The organism is Cohnella sp. SGD-V74 (assembly GCF_003001675.1).
In the GTDB taxonomy this organism is placed as follows: Bacteria; Bacillota; Bacilli; order Paenibacillales; family Paenibacillaceae; genus Cohnella.
In genome coordinates this window covers 158,921-174,048 of record NZ_PVYW01000014.1, presented here as the reverse complement: position 1 = coordinate 174,048, position 15,128 = coordinate 158,921, and the positions used below count along the sequence as shown (strand labels likewise).

At 57.7% G+C, this 15,128-nt stretch carries 14 protein-coding genes; 6 read left to right on the top strand and 8 right to left on the bottom strand.

All coding sequences use genetic code 11. From position 1 onward, the window contains the following. Nucleotides 1–2: 2 nt before the first annotated feature. On the top strand, nucleotides 3–836 hold the full coding sequence (locus B0G52_RS21270; RefSeq protein WP_094047394.1) for a carbohydrate ABC transporter permease: 834 nt from the start codon (nucleotides 3–5) through the stop codon (nucleotides 834–836). A gap of 17 nt (nucleotides 837–853) precedes the next feature. Continuing rightward, nucleotides 854–1,978 carry a GntR family transcriptional regulator gene (locus B0G52_RS21265; protein ID WP_233162896.1) on the top strand — a complete coding sequence of 375 codons (1,125 nt, stop codon included), beginning with the start codon at nucleotides 854–856 and terminating at the stop codon, nucleotides 1,976–1,978. An 11-nt stretch (nucleotides 1,979–1,989) separates the two neighbouring features. Here the strand turns inward: B0G52_RS21265 and B0G52_RS21260 are convergent, their stop codons facing one another. Beyond that, nucleotides 1,990–2,586, bottom strand: coding sequence for a Uma2 family endonuclease (locus B0G52_RS21260; protein ID WP_233162894.1), 597 nt, complete (start codon nucleotides 2,584–2,586; stop codon nucleotides 1,990–1,992). 372 nt (nucleotides 2,587–2,958) lie between these two features. Between B0G52_RS21260 and htpG the strand changes: the two genes are divergently transcribed. After that, a complete protein-coding gene (htpG, locus tag B0G52_RS21255) occupies nucleotides 2,959–4,833 on the top strand; it encodes a molecular chaperone HtpG (RefSeq protein ID WP_094047393.1) in 1,875 nt (624 codons plus the stop codon). Nucleotides 4,834–5,027: 194 nt separating this feature from the next. Here the strand turns inward: htpG and B0G52_RS21250 are convergent, their stop codons facing one another. Beyond that, nucleotides 5,028–6,521, bottom strand: coding sequence for a GGDEF domain-containing protein (locus B0G52_RS21250; RefSeq protein ID WP_158223809.1), 1,494 nt, complete (start codon nucleotides 6,519–6,521; stop codon nucleotides 5,028–5,030). 184 nt (nucleotides 6,522–6,705) lie between these two features. Here B0G52_RS21250 and B0G52_RS21245 point away from each other — a divergent pair, with 184 nt between their 5' ends. Continuing rightward, nucleotides 6,706–7,647: a hypothetical protein gene (locus B0G52_RS21245; RefSeq protein ID WP_094047391.1), complete on the top strand. Its 942-nt coding sequence runs from the start codon at nucleotides 6,706–6,708 to the stop codon at nucleotides 7,645–7,647. 78 nt (nucleotides 7,648–7,725) lie between these two features. On the opposite strand, the gene lplA is transcribed toward B0G52_RS21245, so the two are convergent. Further along, nucleotides 7,726–8,718 carry a lipoate--protein ligase gene (lplA, locus tag B0G52_RS21240; RefSeq protein ID WP_094047390.1) on the bottom strand — a complete coding sequence of 331 codons (993 nt, stop codon included), beginning with the start codon at nucleotides 8,716–8,718 and terminating at the stop codon, nucleotides 7,726–7,728. Nucleotides 8,719–8,782: 64 nt separating this feature from the next. Next, a complete protein-coding gene (locus tag B0G52_RS21235; protein WP_094047389.1) occupies nucleotides 8,783–9,736 on the bottom strand; it encodes a helix-turn-helix transcriptional regulator in 954 nt (317 codons plus the stop codon). A gap of 120 nt (nucleotides 9,737–9,856) precedes the next feature. Between B0G52_RS21235 and B0G52_RS21230 the strand changes: the two genes are divergently transcribed. After that, nucleotides 9,857–10,345 carry a DinB family protein gene (locus tag B0G52_RS21230; RefSeq protein WP_094047388.1) on the top strand — a complete coding sequence of 163 codons (489 nt, stop codon included), beginning with the start codon at nucleotides 9,857–9,859 and terminating at the stop codon, nucleotides 10,343–10,345. 21 nt (nucleotides 10,346–10,366) lie between these two features. Here B0G52_RS21230 and B0G52_RS21225 read toward each other — a convergent pair whose 3' ends face one another. Genes B0G52_RS21225 through B0G52_RS21210 form a run of 4 tightly spaced genes read right to left on the bottom strand, consistent with a single transcriptional unit; the run spans nucleotide 10,367 to nucleotide 14,108 of the window. Next, nucleotides 10,367–11,191, bottom strand: coding sequence for a sugar phosphate isomerase/epimerase family protein (locus tag B0G52_RS21225; protein ID WP_094047387.1), 825 nt, complete (start codon nucleotides 11,189–11,191; stop codon nucleotides 10,367–10,369). A 21-nt stretch (nucleotides 11,192–11,212) separates the two neighbouring features. Then, nucleotides 11,213–12,151 (bottom strand): AraC family transcriptional regulator, encoded by a 939-nt coding sequence (locus B0G52_RS21220; protein WP_094047386.1) that lies wholly within the window; start codon nucleotides 12,149–12,151, stop codon nucleotides 11,213–11,215. 35 nt (nucleotides 12,152–12,186) lie between these two features. Beyond that, nucleotides 12,187–12,951 carry a sugar phosphate isomerase/epimerase family protein gene (locus B0G52_RS21215; RefSeq protein ID WP_158223808.1) on the bottom strand — a complete coding sequence of 255 codons (765 nt, stop codon included), beginning with the start codon at nucleotides 12,949–12,951 and terminating at the stop codon, nucleotides 12,187–12,189. Between the two features lie 53 nt (nucleotides 12,952–13,004). Further along, entirely contained in the window at nucleotides 13,005–14,108 is a 1,104-nt protein-coding gene (locus B0G52_RS21210; protein ID WP_233162904.1) for a Gfo/Idh/MocA family protein, read from the bottom strand. Nucleotides 14,109–14,362: 254 nt separating this feature from the next. On the opposite strand from B0G52_RS21210, the gene B0G52_RS21205 reads away from it, so the two are divergent. Next, entirely contained in the window at nucleotides 14,363–14,944 is a 582-nt protein-coding gene (locus B0G52_RS21205) for an SLOG family protein (RefSeq protein ID WP_094047383.1), read from the top strand. The last annotated feature ends 184 nt before the right edge of the window (nucleotides 14,945–15,128 follow it).

The window sequence follows — 15,128 nt, the reverse complement described above, 5'->3', positions numbered from 1 at the left end:
CTATGCGAACGCTTAAACTCATTCACGTCCGCCAGCTCGTCATCATCGCGCTGCTGGCCGTGCTCGTCTTTCTGACGCTTGTGCCGATCTTGTTCATGCTCGTCAGCTCTCTGAAGAGCAACGCGCAAATTTTGGGCAACTTCTGGGGATTGCCCGCGCCTGCCAGATGGGGCAACTACGGCGAAGCCTTCCATAGCATTTGGCGCTACATCGTCAACACGATCGTCTATGCCGTCGTCGGAAGTGTGCTTGTGATGGCGCTGTCGTCCGTGTCGGGTTATCTGTTCGCGAAGAAGACGTTTCCGGGCAAAGATTTCCTGTTCATGCTGATGCTGGCCATGATGATGGTTCCCGGCATTCTGACGCTTATTCCTTCCTATGTGCTCTATGAAAATATGGGGCTGACGAATACGCCGTGGGCGATCATTATCGCCTGCGCGGCCGGAGGCCAGATTTTCGGAACGTTTCTGTGCCGGACGTTCATGGCCGGGCTGCCGAGCGAACTGTTCGAAGCGGCGCGCATCGACGGAGCGACGGAACGGCGCGTATTCCTGCAGGTCGTTATTCCGCTGTCGGTGCCGATTCTGGCGACGCTGTTCATCATGCAGTCCGTCGGCGTATACAACGATTACATCTGGCCGCTGCTCACGATCCGGGACAGCAATCTTCAAGTGATTGCTGTCGGGCTGACGATTTTCACCAAGCAGTTCGGCATTACCGATCTCGGAACGCGTTTCGCGGCGTATACGATCGCGTCGCTGCCGCTGCTCGCTATTTTCTCCTTCGGGATGAAGTACTATATTCAAGGCATGACGCAGGGCGCGTTAAAGCTGTAGAGCGGAGGGGATTCAAGGTGATCCGCATATCGGACAGAAGCGCGCCGATGTATCAGGTCATGATCGACGACCTGAAGACGAAAATCCGCAGCGGACAGTATCCGAAAGGATGGCCGCTGCCGAATCAACAGGAATTGGCCAAGCTGTACAACGCCAGCGAGATTACGTCCCGCAGGGCGCTGACCGAGCTGGTGAACGAAGGGTACGTCTACAGAGTGCGCGGCAAGGGGACGTTCGTCCGCGGCTCGGAGGGCGAAGAAGAGGAGGAGAGTCCGCTTCCCGTTCGGCATATTTTCTTCGTCTATCACAACTTGTCCGTAGATTCGCTTAATCATCGTTACTGGGGAGACATGCTGGAAGCGATGAGGGAGGTCTGCGAAGAGAACGGAGTCGAGTTCTACCTGTGGGCGGTCGATGAACGGTATCGGCTGCCCGAGAAGCCGGGCGCGGCCTACGTGTTGGTGACTCCTCCGTACAGCTTCGACCAGAAGTCGCTCGAAGCGTGGAGGGATGAAGGCAAACGGCTCGTGACCGTGCAATTTTATTACCCGCATCTGTCCGTTCCTTACGTCGTCGCGGACAATTTGACCGGCGGCTACCTGGCTACGCAGCATCTGCTGTCGCTTGGACATAGGAGGACGGGCATCATTCTGACCGGGAAGTCCGTCGTCGATCTGAACCAGGAGTTCTCGCTCCGCTTGCAAGGCTACCGCTTGGCGCTTCAGCAGCACCAAATTCCGTTCGATCCGGAGCTGGTATGCGTCATGGACGGTCCGTCCGAGAACGCGGAGATGGGGTACGAGGGCTTCAAGGAGCTGCTCGGACGCAGCGGCGGGGAGCCTCCGACGGCGATCTTCGTCACGAGCGACCTGAAGGCGCTCGGCGCGCTGAAAGCGGCTCAGGACATGGGACTCGATGTTCCGGGAGACGTCAGCCTGATCGGATACGACGATCTGAGGATTAGCGCGTACACGTATCCGCATCTGACGACGATCAATCAGAATACGGCTCAGATCGGCCGCCGGGCGATCGAGATTTTGCTGCACGAGCTGCCGAGAAGTCCGGGAGAACTCGTCAAGGACGAGATCGTGCCGAAGCTGGTAGCTCGCGGAACGACCAGGGCGCTGCGGCCGGCTGAGTGAACGGAGAATGTTTACTCCAATTGATCGGGATGCACGGGCAGGCTTTGTATGATCTCGTTCATACTGAATGAAGCGCACGGTACGGTCTGCGAGCTGATCGGATCGTCTTCCGCATACACCTCGATCAGCTCATAGTGGTCCCCATCCAATACGTATTGCTCCAAGGTGAGATTGGAGAGGTCCACGATCCAGTATTCCGGCACGCCATATTTGGCGTACACGATGCGCTTGCGCACCTTGTCCCGTCTGCGTGAATGCTCGGACGTAACCTCCACGACGAGATCCGGAGCGCCGTTAATGCCTCTGTTGCTGATGATCGACATCCTGCTGCGCCGGATCAGAACGATATCCGGCTGCCGCACCTCTGTGTCGGACAAGATGACGTCGATGGGCGAAGATACGATAATGAATTCATTCCGGCAATCGGAGTTGAGCTTGTACTGAAATTCATAGATGATGGATTGATGCGTAAATGTCGGCGAAGGGCTCATCAGCTCCAATACGCCGTCAGAAATCTCGTAGCGATTGCCGTCGTCGATCATATTGGCGTATAACTCGTAAGTAACGGGCGACTCTTTGATGACTTCTTCGTACGTTTTCTTTTTCACCTTATCTGCTCCTTATCGTTTCGCTCAAGGCGTCAATCGGATGATTTCCGGCGCTTTGGGCTTTTTTTTCTATGGCTGCGACAGTTTTTTGTTTGAAAATAAAGAGCACCCCAGCAAAGAAACACGTCCTGTGTTTATCTTTGTGAGGTGCTTCCTCGACATTTATTGCTTTTATTATGCTGGAATGGATAGGAACTGTCAATTCCTGTCGGTCAGTCTGCGATTTCCCGTTCTAGCCGCAAGCCATCTTGACATGAATTCGGGTTAATGTGAAAATATAGCTGTGTTGGCACTCGGTTCAAGCGAGTGCTAAACCTAAAACGATTGTGCCTATGAAAGTCTCATTTACATACCCCGAAAGGAGAACTAATCATGGCCAAGAAACAATTCAAAGCGGAATCCAAACGTCTGCTCGAAATGATGATCAACTCCATCTACACGCAGCGGGAGATTTTCCTGAGGGAACTCATCTCCAACGCCAGCGACGCCGTGGACAAAATCTACTACAAAGCGCTGACCGACGAAAACCTCACGTTTAATAAAGAGGATTACTACATTAAGATTACCGCCGACAAAGCGTCCCGCACGTTGACGGTGACCGATACCGGCATCGGCATGACGAAGGAAGAGCTGGAAAACAACCTCGGCATCATCGCCAAGAGCGGATCGCTCGCGTTCAAGAAGGAGAACGAGGCGCAGGACGGCCACAACATCATCGGCCAATTCGGCGTCGGATTCTATTCGGCGTTCATGGTTGCGGACAAAGTGACTGTCACGAGCAAGGCGCTGGGCAGCGACGAAGCGTACCGCTGGGAGTCCACCGGAGCGGACGGCTATACGATCGAGTCGGCGGAGAAGGAAACGGTCGGCACGGAAATCGTGCTGAAAATCAAGGAGAATACCGAGGAGGACCAGTACGACGAGTTTCTGGAGCAGTACCGGCTCAAGGCGATCGTCAAGAAATACTCGGACTTCATCCGCTATCCGATCAAGATGGACATTACGGGCAGCCGCCCGAAGGAAGGCGACGACAAGGAGTTCGAGGAGTATACCGAGGAGCAGGTCGTCAACAGCATGGTGCCGATCTGGCGCAAAAACAAAAGCGAGCTGACCGACGCCGACTACGAGAACTTCTACAACGAGAAGCACTACGGCTGGGATAAGCCGCTCAAGCATATTCACCTGAGCGTCGACGGTGCGGTTCGTTATCAGGCGATCCTGTACATTCCGGAAAACACGCCGTTCGATTATTACACGAAGGAATTCGAAAAAGGCTTGGAGCTGTACTCCAACGGCGTCCTGATCATGGAGAAGTGCGCCGACCTGCTGCCGGATTACTTCAGCTTCGTCAAAGGGATGGTCGATTCCGAGGATCTGTCGCTGAACATTTCCCGAGAGATGCTGCAGCACGACCGTCAGCTGAAGCAGATCGCGAAGAACATCCAGAGCAAGATCAAGAGCCAATTGCAAAGCTTGCTCAAGGATGAGCGCGAGAAGTACGAGAAGTTCTATGAAGGCTTCGGCCGTCAGCTCAAGTTCGGCGCTTACAACGATTACGGCGTGAACAAGGACGTGCTGCAGGACCTGCTGCTGTTCTACTCCTCCAAGGAGCAGAAGCTGGTGACGCTGGACGAATACGTATCTCGCATGCCGGAGGAGCAGAAGTTCATCTACTATGCGACCGGCGAATCGAAGGAGCGGATCGAGAAGCTGCCGCAGACGGAGCTTGTCTCCGACAAAGGTTACGAGATTCTGTACCTGACCGACGATATCGACGAATTCGCGGTCAAGGTGATCGCCAAGTACAAAGAGAAGGAATTCAAGTCGGTCTCCAGCAGCGATCTGGGCATCGAGGCGGACGAGAAGGACAAGGAGAACGAGACCGAAGAGAGCAAGGAGCTGTTCGAGGCGATGAAGGAATTCCTGGGCGACAAGGTGAAGAGCGTCCGGGCTTCCAAACGTCTGAGAAGCCATCCCGTCTGCCTGAGCACCGAAGGCGAGCTGACGATCGAGATGGAGAAGGTGCTGAACTCCATGCCAAGCAGCCCGGGCGTGAAAGCCGAGAAGGTGCTGGAGATCAACGTCAACCACGCGGTATTCCAGTCGCTCAAGGACGCGCACGGCAAGGATAAGGAGAAGCTGAACCTGTACACGAGCCTGCTGTACAATCAGGCGCTGCTTATCGAAGGCTTGCCGATCGGCGATCCGGTCGAGTTCACGAACGATATTTGTAAGGTGATGGTGTAAAAGGAAGGGCCGCCAGTCGATTCGAGGTTTTGGGCGAATCGATTGGCGGCCTTTTTGCGGCGTCAGGCGGCGCTAATGGCGGGCCAAGGGGCGGGGCCGGGCGGATAAGCGCGCCAGGCGGCGCTAATGGCGGTCCGAGGGGCGGGCCCGGACGAAATAAGCGCGCCCGGCGAGCTTACCGGCGCTCGGTCCGCCTACCGACCGCCGTCAGGCTGGTAGACGCAATAGGTGTTTTTGCCCAGCTCTTTCGACTTGTAGAGGGCGGTGTCGGCGTTGCGGCACAGCGTGCGGGGATCGGCGCCGTGCTCGGGGGAGAGGGCGATGCCGATGCTTACCGTGATGGCCTGTCCGAACGACTCGACTTCCGCGGAGATCGTCCGGCGCACCGAACTCAGCACGCGGGAGGCGGTGGCCTCCGCCTCCCGGAGCGTAGCCGACGGCAGCAACGCGACGAATTCGTCGCCGCCCAGCCGATAGGCGTAAGCTTCGCTGCCGACAGCCGCGCGGATTTCCCGGGCGACGCCGCGGAGCAGCCGATCGCCGGCTTCGTGGCCGAGCCTGTCGTTAACGACTTTGAAATTGTCGAGATCGATCATGAGCAGTCCCAGCGTACCTGCCGGTTTTGCCAGCGCGGCGCGGATGTCGTCTTCGAAGGAAGCCCGGTTCTTCAAGCCGGTCAGACTGTCGTGGAACGCCAAATACATAGGTTTGGCTACCCAACCGGCGATCAGCAGCGATAAACCCGCGGCTACGACGAGAATGCCGAGCAGTTGGGAGAGAAACGTTCTCGTATTGACGTCGAGCACCCGGTCCAGTTCTTTTTCGTTGTAGACGATTTCCAGCACCTTGACCTTGGTCACGCCTTCGTCGTATTGCGATTCGTGCCGAACGTACCGGTAGACCGCCGGCTCGCCGTTCCACGTCCCCTTGTATTCGGTTGTCGTTCCCGTGGCAAATGCGGCATCGAAAGCCTGCTTTCTGTCCCCCTGAAGGATCTCGCCTCGTTCCGAGCTGCCCAGACGCCGGCTGGCAAGATTCAGCACTTGAATTTCGTTAATGGACGGATTGCCTTGAATAAGCCCGTCGACCGTGCGGGAGAAATCGAATTCTTTGAAAATCGGGCTGTTCTCCAGAGAATAGCCGAGCTGCACGATATATTTCTTGTCCCCGGTCGCGAGGTAGCTGTATTTCTTCAATTTTCCGGAATACTGCTCGGTGTCGATGCCGTCGTGGTAAAAGCCGCCGCCGGCCCGCCGCTCGTCCAGCACCTTGGCGAGTTTGCCGCAGCAGTCGTTGAAATCCAGTCCGATGTCGGGCAAATAGCTGCTGTAGACGATTTTATTTTCCTCGTTGATCATGTACACGTCGAATCGGTAAGCTTCCTTTAAGCGCTGAAAATCCCACTCGTCCAGACGCGGATCGGCTTCGTACTTCACGATCAGCTCGTAGGAGATTTCTTTCATTCTTTTCGCCAAGTTTTCCCCGAACAGGTAGTAGGCTTTGTCCAGCGTATCGAGCGCGTTTCTGACCGATTTTTCATAGAGCTCGATCTGCTTCTCCGTATTCGCGATGGCCTGATTTTTCATTCTAAGATGGTCCGAAGTCGCCACCAGCGTCGAGATCAGCATGGCGAACAAGATGAGGGCGGAGGCGAGCTTGAATTGAAATCGCGATTTGACGTTGGACAAAGGGGATCTCTCCTGTCTGAACAAAGGTGTGAAAGCCGTGCCGGCAAGGCGCTTTATTGCGGACGTCGAACCCTGTCGAAATTGCATAATTTTGGCTGGAAAACTGGCGATAAATTTTATATAATTACTTCCATTGTTTTCCTCCACAGAGGAATATGCCTATCCAGGGGAGATGTCGTCATTCATGAAGAAAATCGTATCCGCCATGCTTGTCCTGCTGCTGTTGACCGTCAGCGGCACCGCGGCGCTCGCAGCACCGTCCACGGCGCCTTCGAAAACCCAATCCGCCGTCATTTCCAAGTATTTGACCGCAGTCGAAACCGGGAACCAGAAGCTGTTGAAAAGCATTCTGCACCCCTCGATTAAACTCGACAGCTCCGCGTTCGACTCGATGAATAATATCAAGTCTTTTATCGACGAATACGACGGATTTATCAAGCATGTAGACCTGAAAATCGTCAAATCCGGCTCCCCGGACAAGAAGCTCGGACAAGCCTTCAAGCTGAGCGGTTATTTGCTCTCGGCCTCGCCCGAGATTTTCACTCTGTCGAACTACAGCGTCACCGTCTATTTGCTTAACGACAAGGGCAATCCGAAATTCGTCACCGAGAAATCCCCGAAGAACGTTCAGATCAAAGATCTGGATACCGTTCCGGACAAAACGTGGGCCAAGGTGGAAAAGCTGCTGACGGATAAATACGGCGAGGACTATTTCGAGCTGCTTGCCGGCGAGGCCGAAGCCGAGGAAGAAGAGAGCGGCTTGTATTATACGGCCAAAGAGCTGATCGGCGATGCGCTGCTCGAATATGAAGATCTGAAATTCGCCAACGGCGTCTTCACGAACAGCGGCAGCCATTTCTCGCAGATCGTGCTTTCGGATACCGGCGCGACTACCGTGACGTTCAAGTTCGAGAACACGGGAACGGCCGATCTGATCGTCGTCGCGAGCGGCTCCGGAGAAGACGAAGTGAAGGTGAAAGCCAAGTCGACGAAGACGATTGCGTTCGAAGCCGATCCGGCGGATTCGCACTTGTTCATTATCCGGTTCGACAAAGATTACGACACGAAGAACACCAGCGGCAAAATCGCGTTTAAGCTCTCGGATATGAAAGTATATACCGAATAGCGGATCGTCTGTCCGCATTGCAAAGGGGCCGTATCCCGAGTCGCCCGACTTGGGATGCGGCCCCTTGCTGCAGCAGCGTTACAGCATCAGCTCGAGCCATTGCTCCTTCGTGACCGGACCTACGTAGAAGGGAAGGTCGATACCGTCCAGCAGGGCGCCGACGGCTTCCGCCTCGTAGCGGACGCCGACGAACTTGGCGGCCAGCTCGGCGCTGTCGCCGCGGCCGAAGAAGTCGCCGTAGAGCGCGGCTCCGGTGATGACGCCGTTCTCGACCTGCAGCCGCACGTCGAACGTGCCTGCGCCCTCGATTCGTTTCGTCTGACGCACGTTAAACGCCGGCGAGCGGCCGTAATTCCACTCCCAGCTCCGGTAGCGCTCGTCCGCCAGCTTGCGCACGTTGGCCCAATCCTGCTCGCTCAGCTCGCAGCGCGGAATGTCCGCTTCCCCTTCGAACAGGGAGACGAGCAGCTTCTCGCGGAATTGCTCGACCGTCATCGGCTCCCGAAGAAACTCCGATATGTTGGCGACCCGGCTGCGAATCGACTTGGTCGCCTTGGAGACGTATTTCTCGGCGTTCGCCTTCAGCGCGGACACGACGTTCTCGATCTCCGAGTCGAACAGCAGCGTGCCGTGACTGAACATTTTCCCCTTCGTCGAGAACTGCGCGTTGCCGGAAATCTTCCGTTCCCCGACCTGCAGATCGTTTCTCCCCGTCAGCTCCGCCTCGACGCCCAGCTTGCGCAAGGCGCGCACGACCGGCTCGGTAAACTTCTTGAAATTATGAAACGACTGGCCGTCGTCCTTCATGATGAAGCTGAAGTTCAGATTGCCCAGGTCATGATAGACGGCTCCCCCGCCGGACAGCCTGCGCACGACGTGAATACCGTTCTGCTCCACGTACTCCGCGTTGATCTCTTCCACCGTGTTCTGGTTTTTGCCGATAATGATCGACGGCTCGTTGATGTAGAAAAGCAGGTAGTCGTCCGTATCCGGCAGCGAGCGCAAAATATATTCTTCCAGCGCCAGGTTCAGCGTCGGATCGGTGATGTCGTTGTTGCTGATAAATTTCATCGCGTGTCCCTCCGTTAGGCGGATTATGCTTGCCCTTCCATTGTACCTCCGAGATCCGGGCCTGTCACATTAAGCCGTATTTGGCCGACAGCTCCGACAGCAGCTTGCGGATAAGCGCGACCAGTTCCTCCGGCCCTTCCACGGTCGCTTCGCCGCCCAAGCCGAGAAAAAACTTGGCGAAATACGGAAGCTCGCTCTCCGGAACGCGCTGATCCAGCCGTCCGCTTCCATCCTCGCGCACCGCGATGAACGGAACATGCGACAGCTCCCCTTGGCAGCGCTGCACGCCCTCGCGGCTCAACTCGGCGACGATGCGGACATCGATCCGCCCCTCGCGTCCGAATTCCTCCCAGTTGCCGAGGTGAACATGGCGGTGATCAAGCGGTTCGATCCCGGTCTCGTCGAAGGCGGCCGACTGGATCCGGTCGCAGCGGAACAGACGGAATCCCCGGCGCAGGAAGCAGTAAGCCGGGCAGTACCAGAAACCGTTGCTCGCATAGATGCCGACCGGCTGGATGCTGCGCTCCGAATCCTCCTGCTGGCTCCCGTACCGGATCGTCACCACCCGCTGCCGCACAGCGGCCTCCAGCAGGAGGCCGAGACAGTCGACCTTCTGCTGCCGGTCGCGGGCGTGGAAGTCGACCCGGTTTTTCATCTCGTCGATGCGGTCCCTGACGTCTCCCGGCATGTAGTAGTAGAACTTCTGAAGCGCCGAAGACGATTCGGCCTCGAAAGGAAGCGACAGGTAGTGGCGCAGCGCATGGCTGGCGAAGAACATGGCGACCGCCTCGTCCACGCCGAACGCGATCGGGGGGAGAATCCGCTCCTTCAGCACCTGATAGCCGCCGTGCGGGCCGACTTCGGAGTAGAGCGGGACGCCGAGCTCGCTCAGCTCTTGCAAATCTCTCAGAATCGTTCTGGACGACACGTTAAACTCGGCGGCCAGTTCCTTGACCGTAAATTTGCGCATCCGGTTCACGGTCATCATCAGTTCCATCAGACGCTTCGATTTCGACATCGGTTGTCCTCCATTTTCTGCGGCTGTAATCATGACAGGGATTGTCACTATTATAAGCTATAGTAGGAAGCGGGACCAACTTGGCCCCCGCAGCCCACTTACGAAACGGAGAGATCGAAGATGAACGAGCTTAAAGAAATGAAGCATTTGCTGTTCGAGGAACTGGAGTTGATCGTCAGGACGTCTTCCAATCTGTTCGCCAAAATCAAGGCCGAGCATTGGTCGTACAGACCGGCGGCCAATATGAGAAGTTTGCTTGAGCTTGCGCAGCATCTGGCGGGAGTGCCTTCCGTGGACTTGCTGATTTTGCAGGAGAGTACCCAGGAGGAAGTCAGGCAGCTGGAAAGCCGCATCGAGGCGGACGGCGAAGATTCGGACAAGCTTGCGGCCTGGATGGGGTCGGGGACGGCGGATTTGAAGCGGTATATGGACAGTCTGTCGGACGAGGATTTTCTGCGGAAAAAAACGAAGCCGTTCTATCTGGAGCACGGATTGGCGCAGGCCAAGTGGCTGATCGAGATTGTCACGCATGCCCAGCACCATCGCGGGCAGATGTTCAACTACTTGAAGGTGCTGGGGTACGAGATCAGCATGTTCGATCTGTACTAGGGCGGGTTTGCATACCACGCCCTAGACGGAGTAGGCGCTTCTCATTTTGTCCAGGCCGTGGCTGGCCAGCTCGAGCGCCGAGCGTCCGCCGACATCCTTCAGGAACAGCTCCAGCGACAGGAAGCCCCGATAGCCGAGCTGATGAAGCCGCCGCGCGAATTCCCCGGAGGGAGCGATTCCGTCGCCGGGAAACAGACGGTCGTCGTCGCTGATCGTCTCCCGCGGAGGCTGTTCGGGATAATCGTTCGCGTGCACGATGCCGATCCGTTCTCCCGACAGGAAGTCGAGATCGGCGAGCGAGCTGCCGCCCGTATACATGTGGAACGGATCGAGCAGAAGCGTCGCGTCCGGAACGCGGCTCTGCATCGCGACGTAGGCCGCTTCGCTCAGCCGGGACAGCTTGGGGGCGCGGCCCCAGAATTCCAGCACCGGGGCGACGCCGCAGTTCCGGCACTGCTCGGCCAAGGCGGCGAAGCGGACGGCGATATCGTCCAGCGAAGCGCCGGCGACGTCGCCGAACGGAGGCGCGGCGAACGACGGGCAGCCCAGCTCGGCCAGCAGCGACAGCTCCTCGTCGGTCTGCGCGGCGGCGCGTTGGCGAACGCCTTCGTCCTCGTCGGCCCACGGAATGAACGAGATCGCGTTGGCGATCTCGATGCCGGCGTCGGCCGCTTCGCGGCGCAGCTCGGCCGTCGAACCTCCGCCTGCGACGTATTGCTGCAGGTCCTTCATCCAGATTTCGATACCGTCATAGCCCGTCTGGGCTGCGACGCGGATTTGCTCCCGGATTCCGAGCTGATACGGGAACAGGGTGGACGCATTAAGCGCCGCGCGAAAAGGAAACATCGGCTGCACGCTCCTTCTGATTTAGAAATCTCCGAAAAACACGCGATTGGACGGGTACGAGGCTTCCTCATCGCTCGCCGGCGCAAGGTCCTCGTACTGAGGCTTGTAGTACTTGGCCCGGTAGTCGGTGGCGGTGATCGCTTTCGTCGCTTTGAACACCCGGCAGAAATAATTTTCGTCCGCGAATCCGACCTCGAAGGCGATCTCCTTAACGCTCTTCTGTCCGTAGAGCAGCAGCTGGCAGGCGCGGTCGATCTTCTTGCGCACGATCGTTTCCTTCGGCGTCATGCCCAGATGGCGGGAGAACGACCGGGACAGATGCTCCGGCGTCCAGCCGACGCGTCTGGCCAATTGCTCCACGGACAGCGGGGAGGACAGATGGCCGTCGATCACGTTCAGCGCCTTCGAGAGCTGGGGAGGCAGCCGATTCGTGTCGGGCGGTTCGTCCGCGGCCAAGGCGTCGATCTCCGACAGCAGGGAGAGCAGGAGCAGACTTCCCCGATCCTGCAGCTTCTCCGGCTTCGAATGGGCGATGACGTTAATCTGCTTCATCAGCGAGAAGAGCAGTTCGCCCTGATACGGAATGACCGACGGAGCTTCCGGCTGCAGCACGGTGAGCAGGTCGTCGGGGAGCGCCTTCAGCCAGAAATGGATGAACAGATGTCTCGTCGGCTTGTGCGGATCGTAGCGATAGCTGTGCACTTCTCCGGGCCGAGTCAGAACGAAGCAGGGCTTGTTCAGGGAAAATTCCCGATCCCCGACCCGGTAGACCGTCGAAGTTCCCTCCGGAAAATAAAGCACCTCGTAATCGGGAATTTCCCGCTCTTCCAGTCCCGTTCCCTGCTTCTTCACGAAGTCGCCCAGCACGCGAATGGACGGAAGGTTCAGCGCGGCGCGAAGTCCGCCCGTCGGCTTGCCTATGTCGGGCGCCGGGGGTTCGATTGCGGCTGTCTCTGTCATGTGCGGACACCTCCCCTCCGGCCTTATGGCCGCGTCTACCCGGCGTTCTTGCGGTTCAAGTCCAGCTTGGACAGGTTGCTGTAACTGATCGCCAGACTGTCCAGCGGATCGCGGCGGGACGCGTCCTGCTCGACGATCAGCCATTCCGTTCCGACCTCGGCCGCCGCGTCCGCGATGGCGCGGAAGTCGAGAACGCCTTCTCCGATCTCCGCGAAGAAGCGCTCCTCTCCGGCTTCCATGTCCTTGATGTGCAGCAGCGGGCAGCGCCCCTTCAGCTTGCGCAGGAAGGCGGCCGGATCTTCTCCGCCCTTGGCGACCCAGTACGTGTCCAACTCCAGCTTAACGAGTTCGGGATCGGTTTCCCTCAGGATGAGATCGAGCACATACTCTCCGTCGTAACGTTCGAATTCCCAGTCGTGATTATGGTAGAGGAAGGTCGTTCCCGCGTCCCGGCACAGCTTGCCGATCCGGTTGAATCGTTCGGCTTTGCGCAGCGCGTCTTCCTTGGATTCGAACTTCATCGAGACGGCGACGTATCGTCCTCCCACTTCATGAAGATACTCGATAAGCTTGCCGAAGTCGACGTCAAGGTTGTCGAACGAGGCGTGGGCGCCGACGACTTGCAGGTTCAAGCGGGCCAGAAGCTCCTTCTGCTCGGAGACGGTCATCCCCTCGGGCGGCGGGCCGAGCTCGATGCCTTCGAAGCCGATCGCGGAGAGCTTCTCCAACGTTCCGGCGTAATCCCGGCTTAACGCATCCCGTACGGTGTAGGGTTGGACGGCAATCGGAAATCTGTTCACGGACAACAGCTCCTCTATGGAAAAATGGCAGACTCTTGCGGTTGGTCAGGCTTTTAGACGTCGAGACGGTTGTACTTCAGTCCGAGCGGCAGCGGCTCGGGGCGTTCGACGGTCGAAGCGACGGCGATGTGCCGCTCTTCCCGCGACGATTCGAAAATGCCGAGCGAGACGTCGAGCACATGGCGGGCCAAAGCGCCGCTCGCGCGGTGGCTTCGGCCGCCGCGAATGGCATACGCCATGTCGGCCAGTCCGATGCCGCGGGTGTCTTCCGTGAAGCCGTGGGCGATCGGGAATTCCTTCGTCTCGCCGCTCGGGAATTGCACGGCGACGCGTCCGCCGAAGAAGTTCGGATCGTTCGCAATCAGGTTGCCCTCCGTGCCGAAAATCTCCAGCCGCGGCAGATAGCCGAAGCTCTCTTTGGCGGCTTGCAGGCTGCCGACCGCTCCGCCGGCGAAGTCCAGCACGGCGGAGACGTTCGTCGGCGCTTCGATCGGCACCGTCTCTCCGTACGCCGCCGACTTCGGGTTCCGCACCGTCATCTCGCGGTGCAGCTGCTGCGCCGTTCCGGACACTCTGCGCACCGGACCGAGCAGGAACACCATTGCGGTCAAATAATAGGGCGCCATATCCATGATCGGATCTCCGCCCAGCTTGAGGAAATTGCGGAAGTTGGGATGCAGCCCGTTCCAGGCGTTGCCCATGACGATTGTGCCGTTCGCGGAATACGGCGTGCCGATCCAGCCGTCGTCGATCAGCTTCCGGCAGGTTTGCAGTCCGCCGCCGAGGAACGTATCGGGCGCGCAGCCGACGAGCAAGCCTTGCTTCTCGGCCAGTTCCAGCACTTCGTTCGCATCTTCTCGGGTCAGCGCGAACGGCTTCTCCGTATAGACGTGCTTGCCGGCCTGCAAGGCGGCCAGATTGATCGGCGCATGGGCGACCGGTGCGGTCAGGTTCAGCACGAGCTCGATGTCGGGATCGGCCAGCAGCCGCTCCACGGTCCAGGCGTTCGGAACGCCGAATTGCTCCGCACGCTTCGCCGCAAGCTCGGGCACTTGATCCGCAACCGCTTTCACTTCGACGATGTCGTCGAACGTTTCCGTTAAGTTTTTCAGGTAGATACCGCTGATCTGTCCCGTTCCTATGACTCCTACGACCACTTTGCGCAAGGGAATCCTCCTCTACGGAATAGCCTATCTCGCTCTCATTATTGCTCAGCGCGCCGAAACTCTCAATAGAGAAAGCAGGCGTCGAACTGGACAAATCTGATATTTTTTTCGCGAAGCGACGACGCGCTTAGGGACTGGGGCTGCGGCAACGGTTGAGCGGACGGCTTGGCGCGGGGCTTGCAGATGATGCTCTCGGGGAAATCTGTTACACTGGTCTCAACGACTTTCGTCATGAAGGAGAACGGATGAAAAATCTGCTGATTACCGGATACCGCGCCCACGAGCTGGGCATTTTCGACCAGAAGCACAAAGGCATTCCCTATATTCGCCGCGCGATCGAGGCGAGATTAATCCCGCTGCTCGAGGACGGGCTGGAATGGATCATTACCCCCGGCCAGTACGGCGTCGACTTATGGGCCTGCGAGACGGCGCTGGAGCTGAAGGAGCAATACCCCCATCTGAAAATTTCGATTCTGACCGCCTTCGCCGGACAGGAGGAGAAGTGGAAGGAGGACAAGCAGGAATATTATCGCGGCATCGTCCGGCGCGTCGATTATTTCGGCTCGGTCAGCAAGCAGCCGTTCACCGGGGCTTGGCAGTTTCAAGCGCGGGACGACTTGCTGCTCCGCAAGACGGACGGGATTTTGCTCGTCTACGACGACGACGCGGGAGAAGGGAGCCCCAAGTTCATGAAGATGAAGGCGCTGCGGAAAAACGCGGAGGAAGGCTACGGATACATCGCGATCGGGGCGGAGGAGATTCAGAATGTCGCGAACGAGCAGGCTTACGGCGATTTCGGCTATGACGACGAGTTTCGTCAAAACTAGCGATTGTCAAAACGGAAATTATGAATTATAGTATAGAAAACGTTTTCTGTATTCGGCGAAACCAGCTCGTAGAGAGAAGCATTCTATGGAGGCGCACTGCGACGAAGAAGGGGAACGTTCTTTTTTTGCAGACTTTAGAAAACGTTTTCTACGATGTTGATTATTGAGCGGGAAAAGGAGGAAA